The organism is Phycisphaerae bacterium, assembly GCA_019636475.1.
In the GTDB taxonomy this organism is placed as follows: Bacteria; Planctomycetota; Phycisphaerae; order UBA1845; family UTPLA1; genus JADJRI01.
Genome location: JAHBXN010000004.1, coordinates 64,386 through 90,916, shown reverse-complemented (window position 1 = coordinate 90,916; position 26,531 = coordinate 64,386). Strand labels below are relative to the sequence as shown.

The following is a 26,531-nucleotide window of genomic DNA, read 5'->3' as shown; positions in this document are numbered from 1 at the left end:
TCCGCGGAGAATCCGACCCGGACCGCGCGGACTTTCGCCTCGCTCCAACGAACGGTCGATCGTCGGGTGATTCGCCGGTTATGATGTCCGCTGGGAATCCACTGGCCATGGAACATCGCATGCGACAGTACAGCCGGACATCGCGTCCATCCGATACCGCGCGACCTTGCCGTCACGTCCGACTGCGGTCAGCGTCCGTTCTGTTCGGACTTCTTCTGATCGTTTCCTGCGATCGAAAGCCTGCTCCGCCCGCCTCGCAGCCCACAACCGCAGCAGGCCAACCGTCCAGCGAACGGCAACCGCCCCAATCGGGACCTCCGATTGAGTTCCCGATCGAGCGTCTCGGGTCGTTCTATCAAGCGAACGCCGACCTCGAAATGGATCGCAACGAACAGGCGGCAGCGATCTACGTCGAGCTGATCGCACACGGAATCCGCGACCCAGCCGTTCTCGCCAATCTGGCGTTGGCCCGCCTCCATCAACAGAATCTGCCCGAAGCCGAGGAGTGGTCCCGTCAGGCCGAAGCCGGCGCTCCCGAGAACACTGGCATTCGATTGATCCGCTCAGGCATCCTCGCCGCGACTGGGCGCGACTCCGAAGCACGTCAAATCCTTGAAGGCGTGCTGGAAGCACAACCCGACCACGTACCCGCACTCTGGATGATGATCGCGCTTGTCGGCAACCAATCGGACTCCGACGCGAAGACCCGACACAGACTCCATGAGAACCTCGTCAAGGCCGTGCCACGAAACCTTGCCGCGCTGCTCTCCGCTGCCCAGGCTGCGGCCGACAGCGAGCGCCTCGACTTGGCGCGTAACTATATGGATCGTGTATTCGCGATCTGCTCGGCACTCACTCCCACGCTGACCGAGCAGCGCGATACATTGCGACAAGCTGTATCGAAGCGCGATCAGGCCGGCGTGAAACGTGCCATTTCGATTGTTCGCAATCTGATGCGACAGAGCGACCGCTATCGAGCTGATATCCTGGCGCTCGGTCCATCCGCCACGGCCGCCCCGGCGTACATTCGGCATCCGGTCGGCGTCCTGACCGGCAAGCCTCCAGCCGCCGTCCGTGCCGACATCCAATTCACGGCGGATTCGTCGCTCCAAACGCTCATTGGAGATCCTGCTTCGGGTCGGCGAACGTGCCTTGCACTCGGCACCGTGACCGACGATCGCTCCCCGGCAGTGTATTTCTACTCCGAAGACGGTCCCGGCTCGCTCGTGGTTTTCCAGGGTGAGAAACCCGTCAATGTCACGGCCACCTTCGGCTTAGCCGACGCGCCTCCCTGCCGATTCGCTCTTTTTGCAGACTTGAACAACGACCGTCGGATGGACCTGATTCTCTGCACCAAAAGCGCGGACCGCATTTTCCGTCTTGGTGACGACGGCCGATTTGTGGACGCAGCAGTCGAGAGCGGCCTTTCCGATGCGGATGGCGGTTCGGCTGGCGTGGCCGTATACGACTTCGACAACGACGGCGATCTTGACCTCATCCAGTGGAATGCCTCCCAGCTTCGGATCCTCCGCAACGATGGCGAAGGGACACTCTCGGCGATCGCGACGCCGCCGGGCTGGCCGGCGGACCTGGCTGGCGTTCGCTCTGTTCAGCCGATCGACCTCGACGACGACGGTGACGTAGACCTGTTTATCACACTTGGAGATGGACCGTTTGGCTGGCGGGTCATTTCCAATGAACGGCTTGCCACTTTCAAGGATGTGACTCCCGAACTGACAGGCATCCCCAAACATCTCGACGCCGAACCGCTTATCACCGACATCGACAACAACGGTCGCATGGAGATCGTTGATCCCGCAGCCTGTAATGCATACGAGATTGGCGACAATTTCGCCGTGACGACGCGGCGGCTTCGTGACATCGCGGAGTTGCCCGGGCGTCGCTCGGTTGCAGCGGTCGCCGCCGACTTCGATTGCAACGGATCAATCGAGCTCCTGAGGATGCAGGCCGACGGCGGCACCGATCGCAATGACGTGACCACGGCCACGGGAGATCGACTCACCGCCGTCGATCTGAATCGCGACGGTCTGCCCGACCTGTTGTCAAATGGCGGCCGCGTGTTTTTCAACCGCACAAGCGGCAGCGGAAATTGGCTCGCCGTCGGATTACACGCACTCATCGCCGGCGACTCGCGATTTAACTCATTCGGCCTCTACTCGACGATCGAGATTCGCGCCGGATTGCACTATCAGAAGCAGACCGTAACGGGGCCGATCACGCACTTTGGGCTGGGTCCCTACAACCACGCGGACGTCATGCGCGTCGTCTGGCCCAATGGAAGCTATCAGAATCTCGAACATCGCCCGTCCGATCGGTTACGACTCAGCGCGAATCAGGTCGTAATCGAGGAGCAGACCTTGAAGGGATCGTGTCCTTATTTGTATGCGTGGAACGGCAGCCGATTCGAGTTCGTCACCGATGTCCTCTGGCGCAGCGCGCTGGGCATGTCCATCATGTCCGGCGTGTATGGTCACATCGGTTCGGCCGACGACTATTTCAAGATCGACGGGAATCAACTTGTCGAACTGAACGGCCGATTTGTTCTGCAATTCACCGAGGAACTCTGGGAAACCGCCTACTTCGACTACTGCCGGCTGTTTGTTGTCGATCATCCAATCGGTACGAATTTTTTTGTTGACGAGAAGTGCCTGACGCCGCCCTATCCACCCTTTGAGCTATTCAAAGTTCGCCAGAGCCAGCCGATCCTTCGCGCAATCACCGGCCACGGCACCGATGTGACCGATCTGCTCAGCGAACCCGACGGCAGATTTGTGGATGAGTTTGGGCCGACGCGATATCAAGGCATCATGGAGGAGCACGACCTCATTCTGGATTGTGGCGAGTTCGCTTCGGACGAGCAGGTTCGACTCTTCCTGCGCGGGTGGATCCGGCCGACTGACGCCAGCACCAATGTTGCCGTGTCGCAGAATCCGACGATTCCGGTGCGGCCGCCGGTCTTCAGCGTTCAAGACTCGCAAGGAAACTGGCAGACGCTTGACATCACGGTCGGATTCCCTTCCGGAAAAAACAAGACCCTTGTCTACGATCTGACGGGGAAGTTTCCCACGAACGATCACCAACTCCGCATTTCAACAAATTTCGCTATCTACTGGGATCATGCCTTCCTGACGCGCGGTCCGCAGGATGTGGAACTCCGTGTCACCGAATTGCCGATCTCGTCGGGTCATCTTCACGATCGGGGATTTTCGATCGAATACCCCCGCGTGCCGGGCGGACCGATGATTCCGGATTACGACGCCCTTGACCATGACCGAATCTGGCGGGACCTGATCGGTGAGTACACGCCATTCGGAGATGTCACCGGCCTATTGAAGGCCATCGACGATCAATACGTCGTCGTCGGCGCAGGCGACGAAATCACAATCCAGTTCGATGCCGGATCCACCCCGCCACTGCCGACCGGCTGGACGCGGAGCTTCGTCATTCACACCGATGGCTGGCTCAAAGACGGCGATCTGAACTCGGCAACCGGCAAGACCGTCGAGCCGCTGCCGTTTCGGTCCATGACCGAGTTTCCGCCGCGATCAATCAAAGGCGCAGCCGGAGACACGCATGGATCGAACGGGGCGACGACTCCGCAAGCGCGACGATGGCGTGATCAATCCGTTTTTCGAAACCGAATTCGGATGTTGGACTGTGAACGGCCCGATCCGAACGCCCCCGCCGGCGCCGCGCTCGAAAATCCTTGAACTGCAATTCGGAAATGGCTAAGCTGAATCCGTTCGTGAGAAATCCCGTTCACACCGTCACGTTCGTCCGGCGATGGGATTTCTCGGGCTATCAAGATTCTTGAGAGTGATCTTGCAGCGACCGATCCGCACGAAAACCCAGCGTTAGCCTTGTACGGAGAAGCGCTGAGTGTCAACTCGGCCGATTGATGTGCGTCATGGTTCAGTACGATCCGCTCGCTCGCTTGCGCGCCGGACGAAACTGAACCGGTGACTTCAGGTGATTCCGCCCCGACCCGGCGATCACCAGAGGCAGGCGAGCCATGTCAAATCAGCGGGCCAGACAGGCAGGCAGGCCCGCGCGCAGTGCGCGCGCGCCCGGCAAACCACATAACCAACGGCCGATTGGGCTGATCGCTGTCTCGCTGGTGCTGGTCGCTGCCGGTGGCATTGTCATTCTTCACTTCTACCGCTCATCACCCTCAGTCCCGGACGTCGTTACCATCGCCAATCGCAAGGACATCGACCCCGTCGTGTTGCGGCTGATCGAACGCGAAATAGAGCGGGCCAAAGCCGACCGCAATTCGGCGGAAGCCCATGGTCGGCTGGGCGTCGCATTTCAGTCCAATGCCATGATCCGCGAGGCTGAACAATGTTTTGCAAATGCAGCGGCGCTGAACCCCTCCGAGTCGGTCTGGCTGTATCGCCAGGCGGTTTGTCAAATGGAGTTGGGTGACAATGTCCGGTCATTTGAGTTACTGAAACTGATCGCTCAACGCCACCGGAGTTTTGCGCCGGGCCAGCACCGCTTGGGGCATGCCGCAATCCTGCTCGACGACCTCGAGTCCGCCGAGACGGCTTTCCGTCGAACCATTGAGCTGCTGCCGATGAGTGAACTGGGATACATCGGCTTGGCGGATGTGCGCGTTCGCCAGAGGCGTTACGCCGAAGCTCGTGATCTTGCCGCGAAAGCGATAGCAATCGAGCCGCGAAACACCGTCGCAAACTACTTGCTGGGCTTGTCCTACCGCGGACTCGGAGATCGCGACCGCGCCAAGCCCGAACTTGCAACGGGATCCTCCGCCAAGCCCCGATTCCTCCCTGATCGGATGAACCGGATCGAGGCCGAGTTCCGCGTTGGCGTAACGGCCGTCGTCGCGCGAGCCATGGAATTTCGCCGCGCGGGTCGACTCGATTTGGCTGCGCAGACACTGGAACGGGCGTATCAATCGCACTCCGACGACATCTCGATCATCAACAATCTCGCGGCCATCTACATCGATACGAGCCGGATGGCGGAAGCCGGTCGCCTGCTCGATCTGGCGAAGCGCAACGATCCGGCGAATTTCAGCATCTATATCAATCTCGCAACACTCGATATCCGATCAAACAATCTCGATTCCGCGCTTCGCAACGCCAAACTCGCCACGGCTCATGGTCCATCAATCGGCGCGGCTCACATGATCAAGGCCGATGTACTTACGCTGCTTCATCGCTTCGACGAGGCCCTCGATTCACTGAGTCAGGCGGCGAAACTCGACGCCCGCAATCCGGATGTGCTTATGAAGCAGGGCGATATCTACCTGAAAACCCAACGATGGAATGAAGCAAGGCGGATGTATGCGCTCGCCGCTCAAATTGCTCCGCAGAATCTCGTCGCGCATCTGAACGGCGGCGTCTGCGCACTGAAGGCAGGTGACATGATGGAGGCACGAAGCTTTCTTGCAGCGGCGGAGCGTATTGACCCCGAAAATGAAAAAGTAAAGCGCCTGCGTGAGCAGGTCGCGCAAACGAACGAATCACCGTGAGAATCGAGCGATGTCAAGCTCCGGAGATGCTGCGCAACCCAGTCCCCGCCAGTCACGCACCCGAAGTACGCCATTCATATCCTCGCTCGCAGTCATAACTGTGGCACTGAGCGCCGGATTCACCTGGGTCTACATGACCAGGCCGCACATGCTCGCCCGCAGGTCAGGCGATGCGAATCCCAGCGGCCGCGTGTCCGTCGGCGCTCCGTGGTTCATCGACGGCACGGCCGATGCGGGAATCCGGTTCAGACATGTTCGCGGCGAAAATCAGCGATTCTGGTTTCCGGAAATCATCGCCGGGGGATGCGGACTGTTCGACTACGACAACGACGGCCGGCTCGATGCGTTCTTCGTGCAAGGCGGAGAGCTTGACCCCAATCTACCCGACTCGAGTCGATCAACACTCTACCGAAATCTAGGCGATGGAAAATTCATGAACGTGACCGAAGCGGCCGGTATTCGACACTTGAATTATGGGATGGGATGCGCCATCGGGGACATCGACAACGATGGCGATCTTGATCTCTACGTCACCGCGATCGGCGGCAATACTCTCTACCAAAACCGGGGAGACGGCACATTTGAGGATATTACCGAGCGCGCGGGCGTGCGATGCGGTCGCTGGAGCACCAGCGCCGTCTTCGCCGATTACGATGGCGACGGACTGCTCGACCTCTATGTCGTCAACTATGTTTCGTGGTCACCCCGCAATGAACTGCATTGTCGGGACTCTGCGGGGCGTCGGGAATACTGCAATCCGTCCAACTACAACGCCCCGGCCGTGGACGCGCTTTACCATAATCTGGGCGGCGGACGCTTTGAGGACGTCACGCAACACTCGGGAATCATGCTTGCATTCGGAAACGGGCTCGGCGTCTGTCACGGAGATTTCAATCGGGACGGCAGACCCGATTTCTATGTCGCGAACGATGGAATGCCGAATCAGCTATGGATCAATCTCGGCGACGGTCGCTTTGAAGACCAGGCGCTGCTGGCCGGTTGCGCGCTCGACTCGCGCGGATCCGCCGAGGCCGGCATGGGCGTTCAAGCCGTCGACATTGACGATAACGGGGATCTCGACATCTTCCTGACTCACCTTCGCGGCGAGACAAACCGGCTCTATCTCAATGTCGGCGGCATTTTCGAGGATTGGACTTCCGCGAGCGGGCTTGGCGCATCAAGTCTGAAATACACCGGATGGGGAGTCGGGTTTCACGACTTCGATCACGATGGTCAGCTGGATCTCTTCATCGGAAACGGCGCCGTCACGCGCCCCGAGCAATGCGACGACGAGCAGGATATGTATGCCGAGCCGAAATCACTCTACCGCGGTATCGGAGGCGGCCGGTTCGAGCTGGCATCTCCGCCCGGCGGAACCAGTTCCCCGCTGCTGGGTTCCAGTCGCGCTGTCGCGTTTGGTGATGTCGACAACGACGGCGACATCGACATCCTGATCTTGGAGTCAGATCGATCGCCGCGCCTGCTGTTGAACGTCGCCGGCGAACGGGGCAACTGGGTTATGTTCCGGATTCTCGAAAAGTACGGAAGGGATGCCGTCGGTGCGACACTCGCGGTTGAGGCCGCCGGGGTGGTGCGGCGAAGGCAGGTGCAGTCAGGCTACAGTTTCGCAGCGGCGAACGATCTCCGCGTGCATGTCGGTCTGGGCGAAGCCGAAAGAGTGGACCGCGTCGAGATAAGCTGGCCCGACGGCTCGAAAAGCACGCACGGTCCTTTTTCAGCAGGACGGCAGCACATGATTCGACAATCCGATCATGCGATTTCCGCGCACGGATCACACGCGCCATCGCTGAACTGACGCTCGCGGGCGCATCCATCATCAACGGCGATCGTCGTGTCCGTCGAGTTACGATACGGGTTTGACTTGGGTGGCCTTCGGCCCTTTCGCATCCTGAACAATCTCGAATTCGACATCCTGCCCTTCCGTGAGCGTCTTGTGGCCCTCCGCGACGATTTCGCTGTAATGGACGAATACATCGCGGCCTTCCGCCGACGAGATGAATCCGAATCCCTTCTTATCATCGAACCACTTGACCTTGCCCGTTTGCATGGAAGGGAACCTCATGTCGCCGCGCGCGTGAGACCCGAGGAAACAACCGTTGTTTCTAGATGTGCGTATGCCGCGAAGCCCACAATCACTCGGCATTGACGACTGCAATATGCACCGCGCGGGCCACAGAGTCAATAAATAACTGAAAAATGTTCCACTTTTCCGCTCCGACTGGGAGAGGGCTGAGCAAGTCAGTCCTAGGGTCCACTCGGTGCGTCGTATTCACCGTAATGCGCGTGGAACTTGTCCTGGGACACTTTGTCCGCCGCATTCAATAGCGGCCCCAGCCGCACGATCTGGTCGTTGAACTGCTCGAGATGCTTGCGCGTAACCCGCTGCGGTGGAATCGGAAGCAGCAGTGACCACCGCGTCGGCGGAACCACCGCAATGGAGGTTCGAAGGGTCGCGATCTGTCCACCATTGCCCGAACGATAGCCGTCCCAGGACCGACCGATCAGCTCCCGTTTCCAGTAATAGACCACTTCGGATCGCCGACCCTCGCAGTATGCCGGATTCCACGTCTGCGGCCCCGCAATGACAGTTGGCAGCACCTCCTGCGAAACACCAGCGTGCCCCAGCTCATGCCCGACGCGAAAGGCGGTCTGCCGCTCTCGCTCGTCCTTTTGGGGCGTCGTTTCGTTATCCACTCGCACAACAATCGACTGATCCAGATGCCAGATCACGGGTGCCAATAACGTGGCCTCTATGCGCGTTCCGGATTTGCCGTCATGGTCTGTATCAGCAGAGCTTCCGTCGGGGCTGTCGGGAGGCACTTTATGAATCGTAAAGAGTATCCGCGCGACGTCGTTTGAAACATACTCATGGAAATGCACCCCGACGACGTCCTGGAGGTCCGCGCCCATTCTTTGCCGCCACACGGTTTGTGGCATCTCAATGACGGGGATATCCTTCTCATTGCGAATCTCTCCTGCGCCGACCCGAGCGGCCTGCAGCGCGACAATCGGCTGATGTGCGCCGCCCACCTGCCATTTCATGGCCTCGGCGCCGGCCGGTGTCACGATCAAGCGCCAGGGCACCCCATCTCGGGGGTTCGCCGATCGCTCTGACCGATAGCTCCATTGACCGATCACGAGGCCGCCTCTTGCCGAATCCGCGCCCACTGCGCGCTTCTCAGGCAGAGGCCATAACTGGACGGGTTTCTGACCAGGCCGCCAGGGAAGCCCGGCGCTGTTGTCGTCCGAACGTCTCAACGCTCGTGACTTCGCCGCCGGTCGTGACGTCGCCCCGGCCTTTCCGGGTTTTGCAGGTTGAGTCGTGGACCTCGTGGAGCGCTTCACCCTGCCCTCTGAGTCCTTGCCGGCCTCGTCACCCGCCATCGGCGGGGCGCTCGTCACAAGTCGCAGTGCAGCCGGCGAATGTGTCTCATCGGCTGGAAATGCGCCGCCCGGCGCAGTTGAGGCCGAGGCCGCCCCCCCGAGCCAAAGCAAAGCGGCCAGAATGGCGCGCCGCGCCCATTGCCGGGGTATCGGGAAGCGATCGGAGTGAGGCTCAGAATGGCGGCCTAAGAGCATGTCGCCTCCGGGCATCGGCCTTCAAGGCGCACGGGCAAGCGCCGCCTCGCCGGCAGCGTTCTCTTAATCATCATATTCAATCGGTGATGCTGAAACTACCCGGAATCATACCCGCAGCGGACAACGGACCGGCGATCTCCCATCGATCACCATCGCGAATCACCCGCCGATAGAGGGTGTCTCGCTCGACTGGAATTCGCCCGGCCTCGCGAATCAGCCGCTGCAGTTGATCAAGCGTCAATTCCTGGTGCCGGTTGCCGTAGCCGGCTTCGCGCTTGGTGATGTCGTACTGAACCACCGTTCCGTCGATGTCATCCACACCCCAGTTCAACGAAACCTGAGCAAGCTTTGCACTCTGCATGATCCAGAATGCCTTGATATGCGGAAAGTTGTCCAGCATCAATCGGCTGATTGCAAGCGTCTTCAGATCGTCCAGGCCGGTCGGTCCCGGAAGGTGTGCCATCTCGCTGTCATCCGGGATAAATGATAGCGGAATGAAGCAGTTGAATGCAGCGCGCCCGGTCCGCAGCGACCGGTCCTGATGATCCCGCAACTTGATCATGTGGCGAATGCGCTCTTCAACCGTCTCGACGTGACCGTAGAGCATTGTGGCATTGCTGAACATGCCGATCTCGTGGGCCGTTCGATGCACGTCAAACCATCCGGCTTCCCCCACTTTGTTTCGGTAGGCTTCGCCGTGCACACGATCGTCAAAGATCTCCGCTCCCCCACCCGGCAGGCTGCCCAGCCCCGCATCCCGAAGCTGTTCCAGCACTTCCCGGATCGACAATCGCGGCTTGGATATACGCGTAAAATGAATGATCTCAATCGCCGTGAACGCCTTGATGTGAATCCTCGGGCATGACGCACGAATGGACCGACAAAGTTCGATGTAATAGGAGAACGGCAGTCTCGGGTGCAGGCCGCCGACGATGTGCACTTCCGTCGCACCGCGTCGATCCGCTTCCACGGCCGCAGCCACAATGTCATCGACGCCCAGTTCGTATGCGTCCGGCCGCTCGCCCGCGCCATTCAAGAGCGAAAGCCGGAGCGGCCCTCGCGCCGCGACATCGGCATCGACAAGGTCCGATTTCGGCGACGCTTCCGCGGAGCCGTTGCTACCATAAGGCCGATAGAACGAACAGAACTTGCATCGCAGAACGCAGTAGTTGGTGTAGTTGATGTGCCGGTTGATGTTGAAGTAGGCGAAGTCCCCGTGGAGGCGATTGCGCACCAGGTCGGCCAATCTCCCAATCTCGTGAATCTCGCGGGAACGATAGAGTGCCAAGCCGTCGTCCAACGATAGCCGCTCGCCCGACTCCACTTTGCGGGCAATCGCCGTTAATCTCGTGTTTGAAATAGTGGTCAGCATCGTCGCGAGATCATAGCCGATCCGAACGACTGGGCGGACGGCACATCGCGTTCAGAAGAATTGAAACCAGCTGGATCGACGCCCCCACCCCTGGGTGCTGCCGGCTCAGAAATACCGGTGCAATGGAGAAACGACCCCGAGACGATTCGAACGTCCGACCTCGGCCTTCGCAGGGCCGCGCTCTGTCCAGCTGAGCTACGGGGTCATGAACTTTGGCTGCGGCGGTCAAGCCGAGCGCTCGCGGAGTCGAGGTCCGGCCGGCAAATTCCGCCCCCGTCGCCTCATCCGCCGGGGGCACAGGGCCTTATCACACCTTCACCACGCTGCCGGGAGGCACAAGCAAGACCCTGCGACCAATAACTGTTTGCAGTGTAAGGCTTTGGTGGCCACTGTCAACGCCGATCCGTCTCCCATTACGGGGGATCTTCCGTGGAGTCGGATGCTCCGAGAACCGCTGGGTCCAATAACAAACCGTGCGACTGCAATGCTCCGCGAATTTTCGACGAAGTAATCTATGAGCGCCGCCTACTATTATTGGGCCGATTCGACCCGGCTCATCGGCTGCAGCGAATGGCGGAATGGGTAGATTGTCCCGGTTATGCGGACTAGATAATTTGGACGATCTAAGTGGATTGAGTGAATTTCAGCGCCTACAATATCGGCGAAAGAACGGATGCAATCATTACGGAGGAGCGCGGGGTTAACTTCGCTGTCACACATACTTAGATTCGGCTTCTTTCCCCTCCGGAAAGCACCGGGATAGCCCTTGTGGCGCTCGGTGCTTTCTTTTTTATTGCGCACCAGAACCCGGGGGCCGCGAGCTGCGCAATATGCAGCACGCCGCGCGAGCCCGCACCCGTCACGACATGTCACCTCGATGCGGGAATTTCCGGCGTGGACTCCTTGCCGGTCAGTAGATTGTAAAAAGTCGGAATAGCGGAACCATTTGGCGCCATCCGGGCAGCCCGCTCGATATCGCGCAGTCCGCGCTCATCAAGTCCAGAGTACAGTTCGAGATAGCCGAGGAGGAACCGGAATCGATAGTCATCCGCGCCTTCCAGGCGTTTCTCCAGATCGGCCCGGCGAATGTCATATGCATCGGGACGCCCGGTGATAGAGGGCAAATCGATGCGAAATGCTGCGATTTGCGGGAACCGCTCGATGCCCCGCTCGATTGAGCCGACGGCCGAAATATAGTCGCCCGCCGCGGCGAGCGCGTGACCGCGCCCCAGCAATGGGAGGGGATTGTCACCGTCAATCGCATTTGCCAGTTCGTAGTAGCGCGCTGCGTCGTAATACTTCCCCAGCTTCAGCGCGGACTCCGCCGCCGCCATATACTCGTTAAACTGCCCGCGAAACGCGCTCGTGAATGTCCTGATCGGCTGATCCAGTTCTGCACGCGACCATCTGGCGGCCGATGCCAGTTCAGCAATGGCCCTTCGCGAATCCGATGGCGTCGGCGGCGACGGCGGTTGCGTCGCCGCACCATCCGTTTCATTCGGCGACTGCGCCATACCCGTGGCACTGCGATCTGAGGCGTTCGTGACATTTGATTCAGTCGTCCGCGCAAAGAGCCCGATGTGACGAATGCCCGACTGTTGCGCAGCCGTCACGGCCGCCAGCATCTGCGAATATTGATCGCCCCCCACCGGTCCCGAGTTCGAACTACCGGGCGCGAGCGGTTCTCCATTCGGACCGACCGGACCTCGTGGAAGATCTCCACTCGCCGGCGTGGAGCCGAATTGAAGATCCTGCGGCTTTGGAATTTCGCCGGGCCCCAGCGGAGGGCGGGGAATCCCCGTCCCTCCAAGCGGTTCATCTGATGCAATCCGCTGATCATTCGGACCGCCCCGCATCCGAGCCGACAGCAGTGAATTCGGCTGTCCCGACAGTGGATTGAAAGGCAGCGTCGGCGATGGACGATTTCGATCGCCGCCAATCGGTGGTATGCCGAATAAAGACGATTGGGCCGCCAGGTCATAACGCGGCAGTGAAATCGGCGGAATCGTCGTATCGGTATTCGTTTCCGGCGCGATCGGTCGCTGACGGATGGACGGCGTGAATGTGGTGTTGTTCTGAAGCCTCCGATCGGTCGAATCAGGCAACACGAACTGCTGAGACATGTTCTGCTCGAACGGCAGCGGCGGTCGACGATAAGGAGAACTGAGATTGGAGCCACCTACTGAGTTCATCCCGCGGCTGATCACGCCTGCGTCCGAGATGATTTGCTGTGGGTCATAGTATGAGCCCGGGCCGAAATCGAGTCGGCCGCTTTGAATTTCGGGCAGTCCGACCGTCGTCGAACGAAATCGGGCCAGTTCGGCTGACGGCAATCCGATGCGAAATGCGTTGTTCGCGCCAATCGGCGAAAAACCCTGAAACGCGCCAAGCCCGGACACGTTGCCGGTGATGATCTCGTTCGCGCGAAGCCCGTAGTCAAATCGATATTGACCGGAAACCGGCTGATTAAAACCCCCAGAACCCACTTGTTGATTGGCGTCAAGCGCTCGACCGGCCGTCTGCTCATTGCTTCGCTGAATTCGATAATCGATCTGGGCGTGCAGCCTGGCTGCGCCGGAAACAAAGAACGCTGCCCCCGCGATGAGTACCTGGAAAGTCCGTTGGGAAATCATGGCTGCCATACTCCCATTAACGGCGAACGCAGTGCACTTCATTCAGCATTATAGGGACGAAAGCGAACGGCTGCATTTTCCGGCAAGTTCACGCCGAGGTGGAAGGTCCGCGCGACTTGCGCTCTTCCCGGAGCCCTTCCACCACGCGCCCGAATGCCGCCTGGTTTCGAGAATCGCCTTCGATCAGCTTTTCATGAGCCTCCAGGACCGTGTCGGCCAAAGTGGGCTCATTCCCGGTCGGCGACTTGAGCGGGTTCCAGTTCGGTCGGGCGACCGGCATCGCATCGCAGATTTTGAAGAATCGGGTCAGATGCATGCCGTTGATCGAAGCGAGCACGCGCTCATTTGGCGAGACGATGAACAACTCGGGGAGCGATGGGTCGGACTTCCGCATCGCCAATGAGAGCAGTAAACCTGCGAACGTGCTGTCGATCGATTCGGCCTCGGACAGATCAAAATAAAGATGCGATCGGTCGGGCTTCTTGTGGCATTGGATGAATGTGTGCAGTGCCGGGCACACGCCCATCCGACACGGGCCGATCGCCTTGATCAGAACCGCGTCACCGCCATCAGGCAATGCCGTCAAGATGGTCGCACGATCGGCCGACATGATCGCCTCCTCGAATTAGACGGACTGGCCGAATCAGCAGGGCGCGGCACACCAGGGAAGTGTGAACCGGCGCGCGGACCGCACAATGCGATTCAACGAAAGAACACTGCAATATCCTTCGATATCACAGGAGCGATCTGCGCTGCGATACGGTCGGAACCCTCAGGATTGAAATGGCATGAATCCGTGAAGCACTTCCGTGACTCCGCATCCTTGAAGCCATCAGCCAGATCAATGATCGGCGTATCGGTCGCCGCCGCCACATTGCGCAGCGCCGCCTTGTATGATTCCAGGAGCTTCAGATACTTCGGCAGGCTCTTGCCCATGCCGCGTGGAAAGTGAATCCGGGCCTTTTCATCCGGCGTCGGATCGGGCACGACGATCCCGGCATAACTGCAAACGTACACCCTGCGACCGCGCGATTTGGCGAGCGTGATGACCTCGGTAAGGTTTTTCTCGAAGTGCGTCGGGTGGAACTCGTCGTACTTCTTTGCATCCTCGCCGGTCGGCGGATCCATCAACACGTCGCCGCGGCTCTCGAGCAGACCGGTCACGAAATATACAGAACGCAAAAGATAGCTGCTGAGCAGCGCCCGTTCGATGAGCGTGGGATTCTTGAGGTATCCACTCGCGTCACGCTTGTATACAAGGCCGTCCGGATTGTACTGCCCCATGTCGTTCCAACCGACATAGATCACGACCATGTCGTGTTCGTATCCGTCGATCTCCTCGACGTACCATGTTCTGACCTGGAAAGAGTCATACCCCGGACAGCCCGCGTTGATGACTTCGATGTGACGATCGGGCATCGCCGCATTCAGCGCTTTCTGTAAAGCCACCGGGTAGTTGTACGACGACGGCGCAACAGTGCAGGAATCACCCAGACAAAAGATGCGATAGGTATTCGGCGGCTTCTTTGCATCGAAATCGTCGCCGGGAAAACCGCGCGCGTTGGTATGAAACGTGGGGCTTCGATAGTTCTTCTGCCAACGAACCCGCCGATGGGGGTCCCACTCGAACGATCCACCGATACCCATGTTGAAGCGGCTGTTGCGGTCGGCAAGCACCCGCGCACCGATTTCGCCGCCGATCAGCAGCAGGAACATCCCGAGCGCGACATACCGCAGGCGAATACGACGCTTTCGTTTGCCGTCGGTTCGTGCGGGCGACCCGGAATCCTTCACATCAGTGAGCAAATTCTCCGGACCGTCGTCCCTGGGCTCGGACATGACAGGCTCCTCAAAGCCCCGCCAATGAGGGCGGCGCCATTCTACGTCCGCACCGTAAATGCCACAACGGACCCTCAGACCAGCATCGCTCCCAAACACTGCGGCGCCTTGCGATGGAATCAGTCTCGACCAGTGATTAATGGTCTTGGACTTCCAAACCGCGCTCGATCAGCGATGCGGTTCCTGCCCAAAGATCAGATAGCGTATGGCGAAGACGAACCTACGACACGTCCGTCGCGGGGATTAGCCGCTCGCGCACCTCGATCGCCAGCCGCCGGCCGACCTGGTCTTCTTCATCCACCACGACCTGCGCGCCGGCCAGAGCCAATTCCCATCGAAAGATGTGATACCTGGCGCGAACGACCAGCGTGGCGTCCGGACATGTCGCACGAAGCTGCGCAATAATCCCGCGCGTCGTTCGCGGATCAGGCACGGTCACCACGATGAAATTAAATTCGTGCGCGCGGATCGAGTCCAGAAATTCGGGCTTGCATGCATCGCCAATTGTCGTGCGCAGTCCATAGCCGCGAGCGAGTTCAGCGGTCCGGCTGTTCAATTCCACCACGAGAATGCGTTCCTTGTGGGTACTGATCAACCCCTCCGCGACACGTTGGCCGGCGGGACCAAAGCCGATGATCAGAATCCGCTCGCCCTCGAACTTCGGTTGCTTCTGCGAAATCTCTAATTCTGGCGCGGGCCCAAGCGTCTTGCGAGAAAGGCGCCCTGCCAGACGAATGACATGCGGTCCGAGTGCGACAAGAAACGGCGATAGAAACAGGGTGCCAATGGTGGCGGACACGATGAGCCGAAAAATGTTCTCATCCAGCGTGCCGTTGTGCACTGCAATCGTCGAGAGCACAAACGCGAATTCTCCAACCTGGGCCAGATAAAATGCCGCCGCGAGGGCATGTCCCAGCGGCATGCCGAAGAGAAAATTGGTCACGCCCGAGATCAGGGATTTTCCGCCCACAATCAAGGCGATGACGCCGAAGACATTGAGCCAGTTGTCATAAATCCAGACTGGATCAGCCTGGGTTCCTATGGAACTGAAAAACAGCGTCACGAACAACGTGCGCAATGAAGCAATATCGCCTCGAATCTGATCGGAAAACGGGGTTTCGGCAAGGATCATTCCCGCAACGAACGCCCCCAATGCCGATGAAAGCCCCACGCTGCTCGCGGACCACGCGGCACCGAGCGCCATCACGACGGCCAGCAGAATCGGCACGTCTCGATTGGGCATCGTTCCGGCCCGCACCATCACGATCGGAGCCAGTCGATTCAAAACAAAGTAAAGCCCGGCCGCAAGCAGTGAGCCGTACAGGATTGTCTTGCCCAGTTGCCATACCATCTCCGATTCGGTCCCACGGCCGCCGAAGAACTCGACAAGAAGCACGAGCGGGATCACCGCCATGTCATGCAACAGCGTCACGCCCAGTGCAGTCCGGCCGAAATTCGCGTCGATCTCCGCACGGCGCACCAGCAGCCGAACGATCAGCGCCGTACTGCTCATCGTTAGCATTGCCCCGATCGCGACTGCGGCACCGGGCGTGCGCTGAAAGAGCAGGCATACCAGGGTGGTTGTCAGGAATGTCGCCACGGTCTGAATCGAACCGCCGCCCAACACGACGATTCCGAGTGACCGAACGCGACGAAATGAAAAGTCCAGACCGATCGTGAACAGCAATAGTGCGACGCCGATTTCGGCGATGGATGACACCACCGCCTGCACCTTCAGAACGCCGAACGCATTCGGGCCGAGCAGCGTTCCGGCCAGCAGGTATCCGAGGAGCGCGCTCTGCCGAAACCGCTCACAGATGGCGCCGAGCACCATCGCCGCGGACAGCAGGACCAGCACATCAAATACCGTCGTCCAGACGCTCATGGAACCCTCGTCGACATGGGCGAGAGTCTAGCCACAATGCCTCCAAAATTCTCATGGACCATGGATAGAGAATTCGGATCGCAGGCGTCAGGTTCCCGTGGATTCTCGCACAGTCCGGCGGCGCCCCGGAAGGCCTGAACCCTCCGCGTCAATGGTCCCGAAATCAAGTCGGACCGGCGCCGACCCGGCTTTGGGTCGCGCTCCCTCGCAAATCGAGCCGGATTATTCCGGAAACCACTCATCCCATAATGATAAATCGCCGATAAATCTGACATTCGGCCGTGTAGGCAGACGGATCTGCAAGCCGATCGCTCTCCGATGTTGAGCAGCCTCGCGGGTCACGGCGGACCCACGATTCTGGACAGGACCGATTTCGATCCCGGCCCTGCTATTGGATGACCGATCGGCTGGCGGCCAGAATTTCTGCAATCAATCTCCTCCAGCTCGAGGCCGCACGCACTTCGTGCGGTCTCGTTTTTTTTAACTGGATTCCTGGAGTCTCGCCCGGCGGTCGCACGCCGTCCATTCTTGACGGAAGGCATGCCGGCAAGACAATGCAAACTGCGTGTCTTGAATACTCAACCCGTCGCCGACCTGCGGTCGACCGCTGACTTTGGCGCGCGCCTGAGAGCCGATTCATGCAAGCAATTACTGTTCGGAATCAGAGAGCCTCGCTCCAGGAGCTCGCCGCGCCAGTCCCGCCCGACGGCGAAGTTCTCATCCAGATTCTGCTGGCCGGCATCTGCTCGACCGATCTCGAGATCATCCAGGGCTATGCCGGCTTCGAAGGAGTCATTGGGCATGAATTTGTCGGCAGAGTCGTGTCCGACTCATCGAAACTTGCTGGCAAACGCGTCGTCGGCGAGATCAACTGCGTCTGCGGCCGCTGCGACATGTGCGCAAGCGGACTGTCGTCTCATTGCCGCAGACGAACCGTACTGGGCATTCAAGGCCGCCCGGGCTGCTTCGCTGAGTTTATCTCGCTCCCGGAGAAGAACTGCCTCCACGTACCCGATACCGTGACAGACGACGAGGCCGTATTTGCAGAACCATTGGCCGCTGCGATTCAGGTGCTCCGTCATACCAGGATTGAGAAGCGAACAAATGCAGCCGTTGTCGGGACAGGCCGACTTGGCATCCTGGTCGCTCACATCCTCGCATCCACCGGATGCAGACTCGTCGCCATCGGTCGCAACGAACAGACTCTGGGACTGCTCGACCGTCGCGGAATCCGCGCATTGAAGCTCTCCGAGGTTCAGCGCATGCAGGATTACGATGTCGTCGTGGACTGCACTGGCAATCCGGAAGGTCTGTCCATTGCGATGAATCTCGTCCGGCCGCGAGGCACGATCGTCATGAAAACGACCTGTCGCGCAGACCACGGCATCGATTTGACGCCTCTGGTCGTTAACGAAATCTCCGTCGTCGGCAGCCGTTGCGGCCCGTTCGCAGACGCGCTCAACACATTGGCACGGCGAAGCATCGATGTGACCGAACTGATCACTCGCCGGATGCCGCTGACGGGGGGCGTCGACGCCCTGCGCCTCGCGAGCGAACCGGATCAGATCAAAGTATTGCTCAAGGTGTCGGCATGATGCAGGCCGCCCCCACCGTCAATTTGATAGAAACCGCGTTGGAAGACACGACGATCTTCCTATTCCCGGCTCTGGCCCGCCTCGACGGATTCTCCCATGCTGTCACATCGCGCCCTTGGAACATGGCGACACACTGCGGCCCGGACGCCGACCGCGCTGTCGAGCGCCGTCGAAAGGTGTGCGACTTCATCGGCCTGCCCTTCAATCATCTCACCGCCGCCGACCAGATTCACAGTCCACACGTCATTCGTGTCAATCCATCGGATTGCGGTGCCGGGCGCGACGGTCGACACACCGCGCTGAGATTCGTCGATGGTCTCGTATGCGATCTCCCTGATGTTCCGCTCATGCAGTTCTCAGCCGATTGTCCGCTCATCCTTCTCGTGGAGCCGCACCGACGAATCATCGGAATGTGCCACGCGAGCTGGCGCGGAACGGTCGCGGAAATATGCGTTGAATTGGTGAGGCAGCTTCGGCGCGAATTCGGCGTGAATCCGGAACAATTGATCGGCGGAATCTGTCCCTGCGCCGGGCCGCTGGAGTACGAAGTCGGAGACGATGTCCGCCGTATCGCGCTTGCCAGATTGCCGGACGCCGAGCAATACTTCCCGAAAGTCGGTGAAAGATGGCGTTTCGATATGCGGGCTGCAAATGTCGATCAGTTGGCCCGATCGGGAGTTGATTCATCGAATATCGCCCTCGCCTCAATCTGCACGATGACCGATGACCGATTCTATTCATTCCGCTGCGAGGGCGAGAAATCCGGTCGATTCGCCCTCGTCGCCGGTTTTCGATCAAGCTGACGTTTCTGCGATCGCCTCAGCTCCGGATTATCAGACCACCGCACGCGCAGCGAATCAACCTCCGCTCATGCGCCGATAAGAGTGTCGGAGGTTCAGACTCATGGCCAAGCCGAAGGCGGTCGTACTCTGTTCGGGCGGATTGAACAGTGCCGTTTTATCCATGATGGCGCGACAGGAACACATCATCGCGCTCTTGCACGCCCGGTTCAAACATCGAAGCGACGAAAAAGAGGCCGCGCTCTTCGAAAAGCAGGTTGAGTTCCTCGAACCCCAGCAGCATCTCACCATTGAAATGCCCCACTACGTGACCATCGGCGGAAATGCCCGTGTCAGCCGGAAGTACAATATGGAGGATGCCCGCGCAATTGGCGAAGGCCGTTCCACCTGCCACGTGCCGGGCCTCATCAGCGGACTGTTAAGCGCGGCTTTCACATGGGCGAACGTCATCGGCGCAGGCAAAATCATGATTGGCGTCAGCGAAGATCTCGGCCCGCCCGCGCCCCGAACCGCGAGCATTTACCCCGACTACTCCCGTGAGCATCTCGAAATGTGCCGACATGCGATCACCGCCGCGTCCATGCAGAAGACAATCGCCGTCGAGATGCCGCTTATTGACCTGCGCCGTGCGGAGATCATCAGCCTGGGCCACCGACTTGGCGCCCCATTCAACCTGACCTGGTCTTGCCTCGCCTCCAACGATGCCCCCTGCGGAGCATGCATCGGCTGCGCTACCCGCGCGCGAGGCTTCGTCGACGCCGGAATTCCCGATCCGATCCTGACAAAAGAACCCGCCATGGCCAGGTGAGCCGAGAGACGCCGGGGCTACATTCGCTCGAGCGTGCGAATCCCCAACAGGCTCAGGCCCAGTCTTAACGCCCGGGCCGTCAGATCGCACAATCGCAAACGCGATGCCCTCGTCGCGGCATCCTCCGCCTTAAGAACCGGACAATTCTCATAAAACGTCATGAATCGGCCCGACAAATCAAATAAATACTCGCATAGGTAGTTGGGCATCAAAATCTCAGCCACGCTATCGACCACATCCGGAAAGCGGGCAATGGCCAGCGCCAGGCCACGCTCCGCCGGCAACGTCAATTCAATCGGCGAAGCGCACGAAACCTCCGCCACCCCGGCCTCCTCCGCGCCTTTCCGATAGATCGATCGAATGCGCGCATAGGCGTACAGCAGGTAAGGCGCCGTATTACCCTGCATGGCCATCATCTTTTCCCATGAGAAGACATAATCCGTGTTTCGATTCTGGCAGAGATCCGCATACTTCACGGCGGAAATGCCGACCACTTCGGCGATGTTCCGAATCTCCGAATCATCAAAGCCGCGACGTTTGTCGGAGTCAGCCTCCGATTCTCGCAACAGCGCTTCGGCGCGTTCCACTGCCTCCTCAAGCAGGTCTCTTAGTTTCACAGACTCCCCGGAACGCGTGCGCAGCATCTTGCGATCCGACCCGAGGACGGACCCGAAACTGACGTGCTCCAGGAGTGTTCGCGTCCCATCCGCTTTGCGCGACCAGCCGAGGGCGTGCACCGTCGGAAACAGCATTTCGAAATGGAGCTTCTGCGGCGCGCCAACGTGGTAGATCACGCGATCAGCGCCAAGTCCGCCGCCAAGCTTCGCGAGTTCGGTCGCAAGTGCCGCCGTCTTCAATGAAACAGGATGACGCTGCCGGTGAGCGCATCGATAAAGCGCCGCGGCCAGATCCGTCGTCGCATAGAGCGACGCGCCGTCAGACTTGCGAATGATCATCGGCAGCGGATCGCCGCCCGGACCCTTGAACGCAGGCGACCCGTCAGTCTTATCGATGAACACGCAGACCGCCCCCTTGTCATCCCGGCAGACTACGCGGTATTCGCCGGACTGACCTTCAGCGGACCGAAGCGAGGCGCGAACCTCTTCCACGACATACGGCAAAAGCGGCTCGTAAAAGCTCTCACCGCAGACATCAGAGTCCTGCAGCAGAACGCCGAGCCTCCGATAGATTGCGTTGCACTCGCGAAGCGTCGCTTCCTTCGCGCGACGCCATGCTTCAAGCTCCTGCGCGTTGTCCCCGCCGGCCTTCCCCTGCAGCATCGCCGCGACATAACGCGAAAGCTCCGCCAGCGGAGTCGTGGCGCCATCCGACGAGCGGATCACAATCCCCGATCCGGCGGCGGCCGCCTCAATCGCGTTGACATAGCGATAAGCGGGCAGAAGGAGCTCAAAGCTGGGATCGAGCGTCCGAATGAACTCCATAAACAGCGAGCCATCCGGATCATGATCGAGATGGCGCTGATGAATGGCCGCGCGCTGCCGCAGAATCTCCGCCTTCAGTGCGGGATTCTCCTTCTCCGCGACTGTCAGTTCGGTCGCAATCCGGTCAAAATCCTCCGCTGTCTCGCCGGCCGACTGCGCCATGCACAAATGCCATAGCGCCAAAATGACCTTGCCAAATTGCGTTCCCCAGTCGCCAAGATGATTCTGACGAATGACCTCATGCCCCTGAAACGCAAGCGAGCGGGCGATCGTATCGCCGATGATCGTCCCGCGCAGATGACCGACATGCATCTCCTTTGCCACGTTTGGCGAAGAGTAGTCAATCACCACGGTCTGCCGCGACGACGCCGGAACCTGCTCAATGCCCAGCCGATCCGCAAGAACCGCGCCGGCCGTTGTCACCGTCGTGTCACTGGCAGGCTGCGGAGGAATCGCGTTCAGCGTATACACGAGGAACGAATCCGCGATTCGGAGATTGATGAAACCCGGACCCGCCACGCAATCATCCGCCAGGTCCAGAAAATCACCGGCAATCGGGCGAAGCGATTCGACTATCCGACTAGCGACCTCGCGCGGGCTCAGCCCCAGCTTCTTGCCAAGCCCCATCGCGGCATTCGATTGATAATCCCCGAATCGGGCGTCCGCCGACAACTTCACGAGCGGATCCTCCCCGCGCACCGATTCGCCGAACGCGGCGACCATCGCGGAGCAGACGCACTCTCGAATCTTTTTCAACAAGGAATTCATACTGGCCAAGCTCGAACAATGCCGTCACCAGGGCGCGAAGGCGACAGCCAGGACATCAACCCCGGGCAAGCGCGATCAAACAACAAGGCGCCAGTGGTTCGCTCTCCCGGAACGTGGGGTCGCGAAATGGAATGCCGGATGCTCACCGGACCGAAAGGACCGATCATTCCCAATCCACGCGCTCGCTGTCGCCCCAGAGCGAATCGAGATCGTAATACGCTCGATGTTCACCGTCGAAGAGATGCACCACGACATCCACGAAGTCCACCACAATCCAGGTGCTTTCGTCATAGCCGCTCGTGCCGTAGGGCTTCTCGCCCCGTTCCTTGCCAAGCGCCTTGATGTGGTCCGCCACCGACTGCATCTGACGATCGCTCGTTCCATTGCCGATCACGAAATAATCGCAGATCGGGCTGACGCCGCGAAGATCAAGAACGACGATCTCCTCACACTTGTCATCACGCATCAATCGAGCCACGTCGATCGCGAATCGGCACGCGGCCTCTGCGCCGCGCGCGGGCTTGGCGCGCTGTCGCTCCGAGGTGTCGGACGCCTGCGCCGTCGTTCGCGTTCGTGTGATGCTTCGCAAGATCTCTTCTTTCCCTGCCATAATCGTCATTCGTCGCCGGCCGAAGCCAACGATGAAATCCTCCGCTTGTTCCGACGGCACATCTGAAAACACGACCGGCCCGCAGCGGGTACGCGCCACAGGCCGGTCGAATTCTAATCGAAACGACGCAGTCCGACAGACGCCTCCGGGCGCAGCGGACAAATTTCGAAGAGCGTCAGTTGCCCAGACCGAGCAGCGAGCCGATCTTCGGACCGTAGGCCACGACAAGGCCGGCGAACACGACGCTCACCATGCTCATCAGCTTGATAAGAATGTTCAGCGACGGTCCCGACGTGTCCTTGAACGGATCGCCGACCGTGTCGCCAACCACGCCCGCCTTGTGATCAAGTGAGCCTTTTCCGTAAACGATCTCGTCGTCGGACTCGGCCTGCTCGGCACGAGACGCAATCGCGTTCCGAATGGACTCAGGAACCTGCTGGCGGACCGCCGCATCTGACTTGAACGCCTTCGCCGTGATCTTGCCGAAAGTCTCAATGTACTTCTTGGCATTGTCCCAGGCGCCGCCCGAGTTGGCCATGAAGACCGCCACCGCGAAACCCGTCACCAGGCCGCCGGCGAGCAGTCCCATCACACCCGCCACGCCGAAGACCAGGCCGACAATAATCGGCGCTGCGATCGCAAGGAGCGACGGGAAGATCATTTCCTTCTGAGCGCCTGCCGTCGAAATCGCGACGCAGTTGGCGTAGTCGGGAATCATGCCGCCTTCATAGGCGACCGGCGTTCTTGGCCAATTATCCGGATTACGAATATAAGCGTCGTTGTGACCTTGTGACTTCAAATAGGCACGCATCTGGGCGAACTGCCGTCGGCACTCGAGCATCATCTGGTTGGCCGCGCGACCCACCGCCTTCATTGTCAAAGCGCAGAAAAGGAACGTCAGTAGCGCGCCTGCAAACAGCCCGCACAATACCCGCGGGTTCATCAGCGACACGTTGTAAAACTGCATGAACTGTTCCATCGATGCGCGCCGCGCGGGAACAACCGCAACCTGCTCGCCCGCGATCTTCAGGGAACCGACATACTCTTCCTGTCGGGAACCCGGCTTAAAATCCGATTCGGCAAATCGCTGGCCCTTCTTGATCTTGCCATCGGACTCGAGCTTGCTCAATTCCTTGGCGCCCAGGCAAATCAGCGCCTTGTAATTCTGAACCTTCTTCGAATCGCCGGCATCCTTCATTGCAAATTTACCGTAACCGATGTAGATCGGACCAACCGCCCCATCCAGTTCAGCGCCGGTCACCACCTGGCGCACAACCGTCTCGGACTCATGCAGCATGCCCAGACGCACTTCGTCGATGTATGCCGCAAGCAGCGCCAGCGCAGTCAGCGCCGCCGAACCGATCGCGAAGCCCTTCCCGGTTGCGGCGGTCGTGTTGCCAAGCGAGTCAAGCGCATCGGTCCGCTGCCGAACTTCGGGCTTCTGGTGCGTCATTTCCGCATTTCCGCCGGCGTTGTCCGCGATGGGACCGTAGGCGTCCGTCGCAAGCGTGATGCCGAGCGTGGCGAGCATGCCGACCGCTGCGATACCGACGCCATACAGGCCGAGCATGTACTCGCTCGCGCCGCCCGCGGACACGAATGCAACGAGAATCGCAACGATTACAACGAACAAGCTGGCCCACGTGCTCTTCATGCCCTCAGCGATGCCGCCGATGATGATCGTCGCGGGGCCCGTGACGGCCTGCTGGCTCAGCTCGCGCGTCGGAGCAAAATCGTAGCTGGTGTAAATTTCGGTGGCCTTGCCGATGATTACGCCTGCGACGAGGCCCGCCACGATGCTGCCCCAGATTCCAAGCCAGCTTGGAGCGGTTCCGCTATCTGGAGTCGGAAAGCCCTGACCGATCAGCAGATAGCACAGGATCAAAGCCGCAATCACGATGAAGGCACTGCTGCCCCAGATGCCGCGATTGAGCGCCGCCATGAGTTGCCCCAGATTCGCGCCCTCGTGCGTCTTGACGAGATAAATACCCGCGATGGACAACAGGATTCCCACGCCGGCGAGCACCATCGGAAGCGACAAAAGCCGCATCGCCGCGGTGAAGCCGGAAATCGATGTATCGTCGCCGAACATCGAAACCGCTGCGGCCACGCCAAGTGCGGCCGTCGCGAGAATTGATCCGGCGTACGATTCATAGAGGTCCGCACCCATGCCGGCGACATCGCCGACGTTGTCTCCCACGTTATCCGCGATGGTGGCCGGATTGCGGGAGTCGTCTTCAGGAATTCCAGCTTCGACCTTGCCGACAAGGTCCGCTCCGACGTCCGCGGCCTTCGTGTAAATACCGCCGCCGACACGAGCGAAGAGCGCCTGCGTCGAAGCGCCCATGCCGAAGGTCAGCATGATGACCGTAATGCTCGTAAGCGACATGCCTCCGCCAAGAAGGTAAAGCGCGAGAAACCAGACTGTTATGTCCAGCATCGCGAAACCAACGACGACAAGTCCCATGACCGATCCGGCTCTGAAGGCAACGACCAGGCCCTGGTTGAGGCTCTCGCGTGCGCCGGCGGTCGTTCGGTGTGCCGCGTTGGTCGCGGTCTTCATGCCGATGAACCCGCACAGACCTGAGAAGAACCCACCGGTCAGGAACGCGAACGGAACAAGTCCGTGCTGCACGCCAAGACCGAACGCCATCCAACTCAGCAATGCGCACAAACCGACGAACACCATTGCGACAACCTTGTATTGCCGCCATAGGTAGGCATACGCGCCGTCGCGAACGAAGCCGGCGATCAGCTTCATGCTGTCATCGCCCTCGTTCTTGCTCATGATCTCTTTATAAAACTTGAAGGCGAAGAACAGGCCGACCCCCGAGCCCACCAATCCCAGCCACCAGAGCGCCGGAATATTTCCCAAAGTATGTTCCGCCGCCGCGCCGTCGTCGGCGAACGCCTTTGCAGCCGCCAACGACATCACGCCGAAGGCAAGCAACAACATTCGCGCAACACCCATCCAACCCACAGAACGTTTCAATCGATTCACAACCCGGTCTCCTGCGTAGTCCGTCCCGCACGCAATTTCACAACACATTTTGTCGATTCTGTCGGCGTTCACGATTCAATGCCGAAGCGATCCACGCCGAATTTCACCGCCGGCCGCACGGCCGACGGCTTACCTGTTTGTGACAAATTTCACGAACCTCGAACGAATGAGGGCAGCCGCTTTCGCCGGGCAATCATCCCCGGATGCGCCTGCATGAGCCGACCGTCGTGCGAAACTCGACCGCCGACAATTCAACACTCGTTTCGTGATTCCCGGGATTCACCCGGCCTGACCGTCGGAAGCCCGACAGGAACAACCGACAAATGGACGATCACCCAACCATTGACCGCGCCATTTCGGTTCAGTCGTGCGCCGCCCAATCCTCAGGGCCGCACACTATACCGGCGTCATCCCGAATCGATCAAGCACGGCTGACGTAAAGATCGACCCCATCGGCAGTTCAGTCGCCGGCTCGCCGTCGGGGAATCTCCGGTTCCGATTCCGTCGATTGACTCTCACGGCCCGAAATGAATCGCCGATTCATAACAATTTATCAATTCATATGTTAGAAAACACACCATCTCGGAGTTACCTGGCCGGGCATGTCGGCTTTCCCATCTGGCGATCACAAACTAATATGAAACCCAGGCCGCCCGACTG

16 protein-coding genes and 1 tRNA gene are annotated in these 26,531 nt (G+C 59.7%); 6 read left to right on the top strand and 11 right to left on the bottom strand.

Features of this window, described 5'->3' with window-relative positions:
• The first annotated feature begins 119 nt into the window (after positions 1-119).
• From KF841_07955 to KF841_07945, 3 genes are all read left to right on the top strand, one after another.
• Entirely contained in the window at positions 120-3,731 is a 3,612-nt protein-coding gene (locus KF841_07955) for a VCBS repeat-containing protein (GenBank protein ID MBX3395287.1), read from the top strand.
• Between the two features lie 302 nt (positions 3,732-4,033).
• Positions 4,034-5,518 carry a tetratricopeptide repeat protein gene (locus tag KF841_07950; GenBank protein MBX3395286.1) on the top strand — a complete coding sequence of 495 codons (1,485 nt, stop codon included), beginning with the start codon at positions 4,034-4,036 and terminating at the stop codon, positions 5,516-5,518.
• Between the two features lie 100 nt (positions 5,519-5,618).
• On the top strand, positions 5,619-7,334 hold the full coding sequence (locus KF841_07945) for a CRTAC1 family protein (protein ID MBX3395285.1): 1,716 nt from the start codon (positions 5,619-5,621) through the stop codon (positions 7,332-7,334).
• Positions 7,335-7,382: 48 nt separating this feature from the next.
• Here the strand turns inward: KF841_07945 and KF841_07940 are convergent, their stop codons facing one another.
• The 8 genes from KF841_07940 to KF841_07905 form a co-directional block, all read right to left on the bottom strand.
• Positions 7,383-7,586, bottom strand: coding sequence for a cold-shock protein (locus tag KF841_07940; GenBank protein MBX3395284.1), 204 nt, complete (start codon positions 7,584-7,586; stop codon positions 7,383-7,385).
• Between the two features lie 197 nt (positions 7,587-7,783).
• The gene (locus tag KF841_07935; protein MBX3395283.1) at positions 7,784-8,797 is read right to left on the bottom strand and encodes a hypothetical protein; all 1,014 of its coding nucleotides are present in this window, start codon (positions 8,795-8,797) and stop codon (positions 7,784-7,786) included.
• A 397-nt stretch (positions 8,798-9,194) separates the two neighbouring features.
• The gene (locus tag KF841_07930; GenBank protein ID MBX3395282.1) at positions 9,195-10,490 is read right to left on the bottom strand and encodes a CofH family radical SAM protein; all 1,296 of its coding nucleotides are present in this window, start codon (positions 10,488-10,490) and stop codon (positions 9,195-9,197) included.
• Positions 10,491-10,621: 131 nt separating this feature from the next.
• Positions 10,622-10,695 (bottom strand) — tRNA-Arg (locus KF841_07925).
• Between the two features lie 664 nt (positions 10,696-11,359).
• On the bottom strand, positions 11,360-13,123 hold the full coding sequence (locus tag KF841_07920) for a tetratricopeptide repeat protein (protein ID MBX3395281.1): 1,764 nt from the start codon (positions 13,121-13,123) through the stop codon (positions 11,360-11,362).
• Positions 13,124-13,211: 88 nt separating this feature from the next.
• The gene (locus KF841_07915; protein MBX3395280.1) at positions 13,212-13,733 is read right to left on the bottom strand and encodes a hypothetical protein; all 522 of its coding nucleotides are present in this window, start codon (positions 13,731-13,733) and stop codon (positions 13,212-13,214) included.
• A 92-nt stretch (positions 13,734-13,825) separates the two neighbouring features.
• Positions 13,826-14,962 carry a hypothetical protein gene (locus KF841_07910; protein MBX3395279.1) on the bottom strand — a complete coding sequence of 379 codons (1,137 nt, stop codon included), beginning with the start codon at positions 14,960-14,962 and terminating at the stop codon, positions 13,826-13,828.
• A 220-nt stretch (positions 14,963-15,182) separates the two neighbouring features.
• The gene (locus tag KF841_07905; GenBank protein ID MBX3395278.1) at positions 15,183-16,847 is read right to left on the bottom strand and encodes a cation:proton antiporter; all 1,665 of its coding nucleotides are present in this window, start codon (positions 16,845-16,847) and stop codon (positions 15,183-15,185) included.
• 638 nt (positions 16,848-17,485) lie between these two features.
• On the opposite strand from KF841_07905, the gene KF841_07900 reads away from it, so the two are divergent.
• From KF841_07900 to KF841_07890, 3 genes are all read left to right on the top strand, one after another.
• Complete coding sequence (locus KF841_07900; GenBank protein ID MBX3395277.1) at positions 17,486-18,442, top strand: alcohol dehydrogenase catalytic domain-containing protein; 957 nt, start codon at positions 17,486-17,488, stop codon at positions 18,440-18,442.
• The gene (locus KF841_07895; GenBank protein ID MBX3395276.1) at positions 18,439-19,245 is read left to right on the top strand and encodes a laccase domain-containing protein; all 807 of its coding nucleotides are present in this window, start codon (positions 18,439-18,441) and stop codon (positions 19,243-19,245) included. Before KF841_07900 ends, KF841_07895 begins: the two co-directional genes overlap by 4 nt.
• A gap of 100 nt (positions 19,246-19,345) precedes the next feature.
• Positions 19,346-20,050: a 7-cyano-7-deazaguanine synthase gene (locus tag KF841_07890; protein ID MBX3395275.1), complete on the top strand. Its 705-nt coding sequence runs from the start codon at positions 19,346-19,348 to the stop codon at positions 20,048-20,050.
• Positions 20,051-20,067: 17 nt separating this feature from the next.
• Here the strand turns inward: KF841_07890 and argS are convergent, their stop codons facing one another.
• The 3 genes from argS to KF841_07875 all read right to left on the bottom strand — a co-directional run bounded on the left by argS (position 20,068) and on the right by KF841_07875 (position 25,919).
• Positions 20,068-22,248, bottom strand: coding sequence for an arginine--tRNA ligase (gene argS, locus KF841_07885; protein ID MBX3395274.1), 2,181 nt, complete (start codon positions 22,246-22,248; stop codon positions 20,068-20,070).
• Between the two features lie 175 nt (positions 22,249-22,423).
• Positions 22,424-22,870, bottom strand: coding sequence for a ribosome silencing factor (gene rsfS, locus KF841_07880; protein ID MBX3395273.1), 447 nt, complete (start codon positions 22,868-22,870; stop codon positions 22,424-22,426).
• 175 nt (positions 22,871-23,045) lie between these two features.
• On the bottom strand, positions 23,046-25,919 hold the full coding sequence (locus KF841_07875) for a sodium/proton-translocating pyrophosphatase (GenBank protein ID MBX3395272.1): 2,874 nt from the start codon (positions 25,917-25,919) through the stop codon (positions 23,046-23,048).
• Positions 25,920-26,531: the final 612 nt, after the last annotated feature.

Bases quoted from the DNA above. Each gene is read 5' to 3' on its own strand.
- KF841_07955 (MBX3395287.1), top strand. From the start codon at position 120: ATGCGACAGTACAGCCGGACATCGCGTCCATCCGATACCGCGCGACCT.
- KF841_07950 (MBX3395286.1), top strand. From the start codon at position 4,034: ATGTCAAATCAGCGGGCCAGACAGGCAGGCAGGCCCGCGCGCAGTGCG.
- KF841_07940 (MBX3395284.1), bottom strand. From the start codon at position 7,586: ATGCAAACGGGCAAGGTCAAGTGGTTCGATGATAAGAAGGGATTCGGA.
- KF841_07930 (MBX3395282.1), bottom strand. From the start codon at position 10,490: ATGCTGACCACTATTTCAAACACGAGATTAACGGCGATTGCCCGCAAA.
- KF841_07920 (MBX3395281.1), bottom strand. From the start codon at position 13,123: ATGATTTCCCAACGGACTTTCCAGGTACTCATCGCGGGGGCAGCGTTC.
- KF841_07915 (MBX3395280.1), bottom strand. From the start codon at position 13,733: ATGTCGGCCGATCGTGCGACCATCTTGACGGCATTGCCTGATGGCGGT.
- KF841_07910 (MBX3395279.1), bottom strand. From the start codon at position 14,962: ATGTCCGAGCCCAGGGACGACGGTCCGGAGAATTTGCTCACTGATGTG.
- KF841_07905 (MBX3395278.1), bottom strand. From the start codon at position 16,847: ATGAGCGTCTGGACGACGGTATTTGATGTGCTGGTCCTGCTGTCCGCG.
- KF841_07900 (MBX3395277.1), top strand. From the start codon at position 17,486: ATGCAAGCAATTACTGTTCGGAATCAGAGAGCCTCGCTCCAGGAGCTC.
- KF841_07895 (MBX3395276.1), top strand. From the start codon at position 18,439: ATGATGCAGGCCGCCCCCACCGTCAATTTGATAGAAACCGCGTTGGAA.
- KF841_07890 (MBX3395275.1), top strand. From the start codon at position 19,346: ATGGCCAAGCCGAAGGCGGTCGTACTCTGTTCGGGCGGATTGAACAGT.
- rsfS (MBX3395273.1), bottom strand. From the start codon at position 22,870: ATGGCAGGGAAAGAAGAGATCTTGCGAAGCATCACACGAACGCGAACG.
- KF841_07875 (MBX3395272.1), bottom strand. From the start codon at position 25,919: ATGTGTTGTGAAATTGCGTGCGGGACGGACTACGCAGGAGACCGGGTT.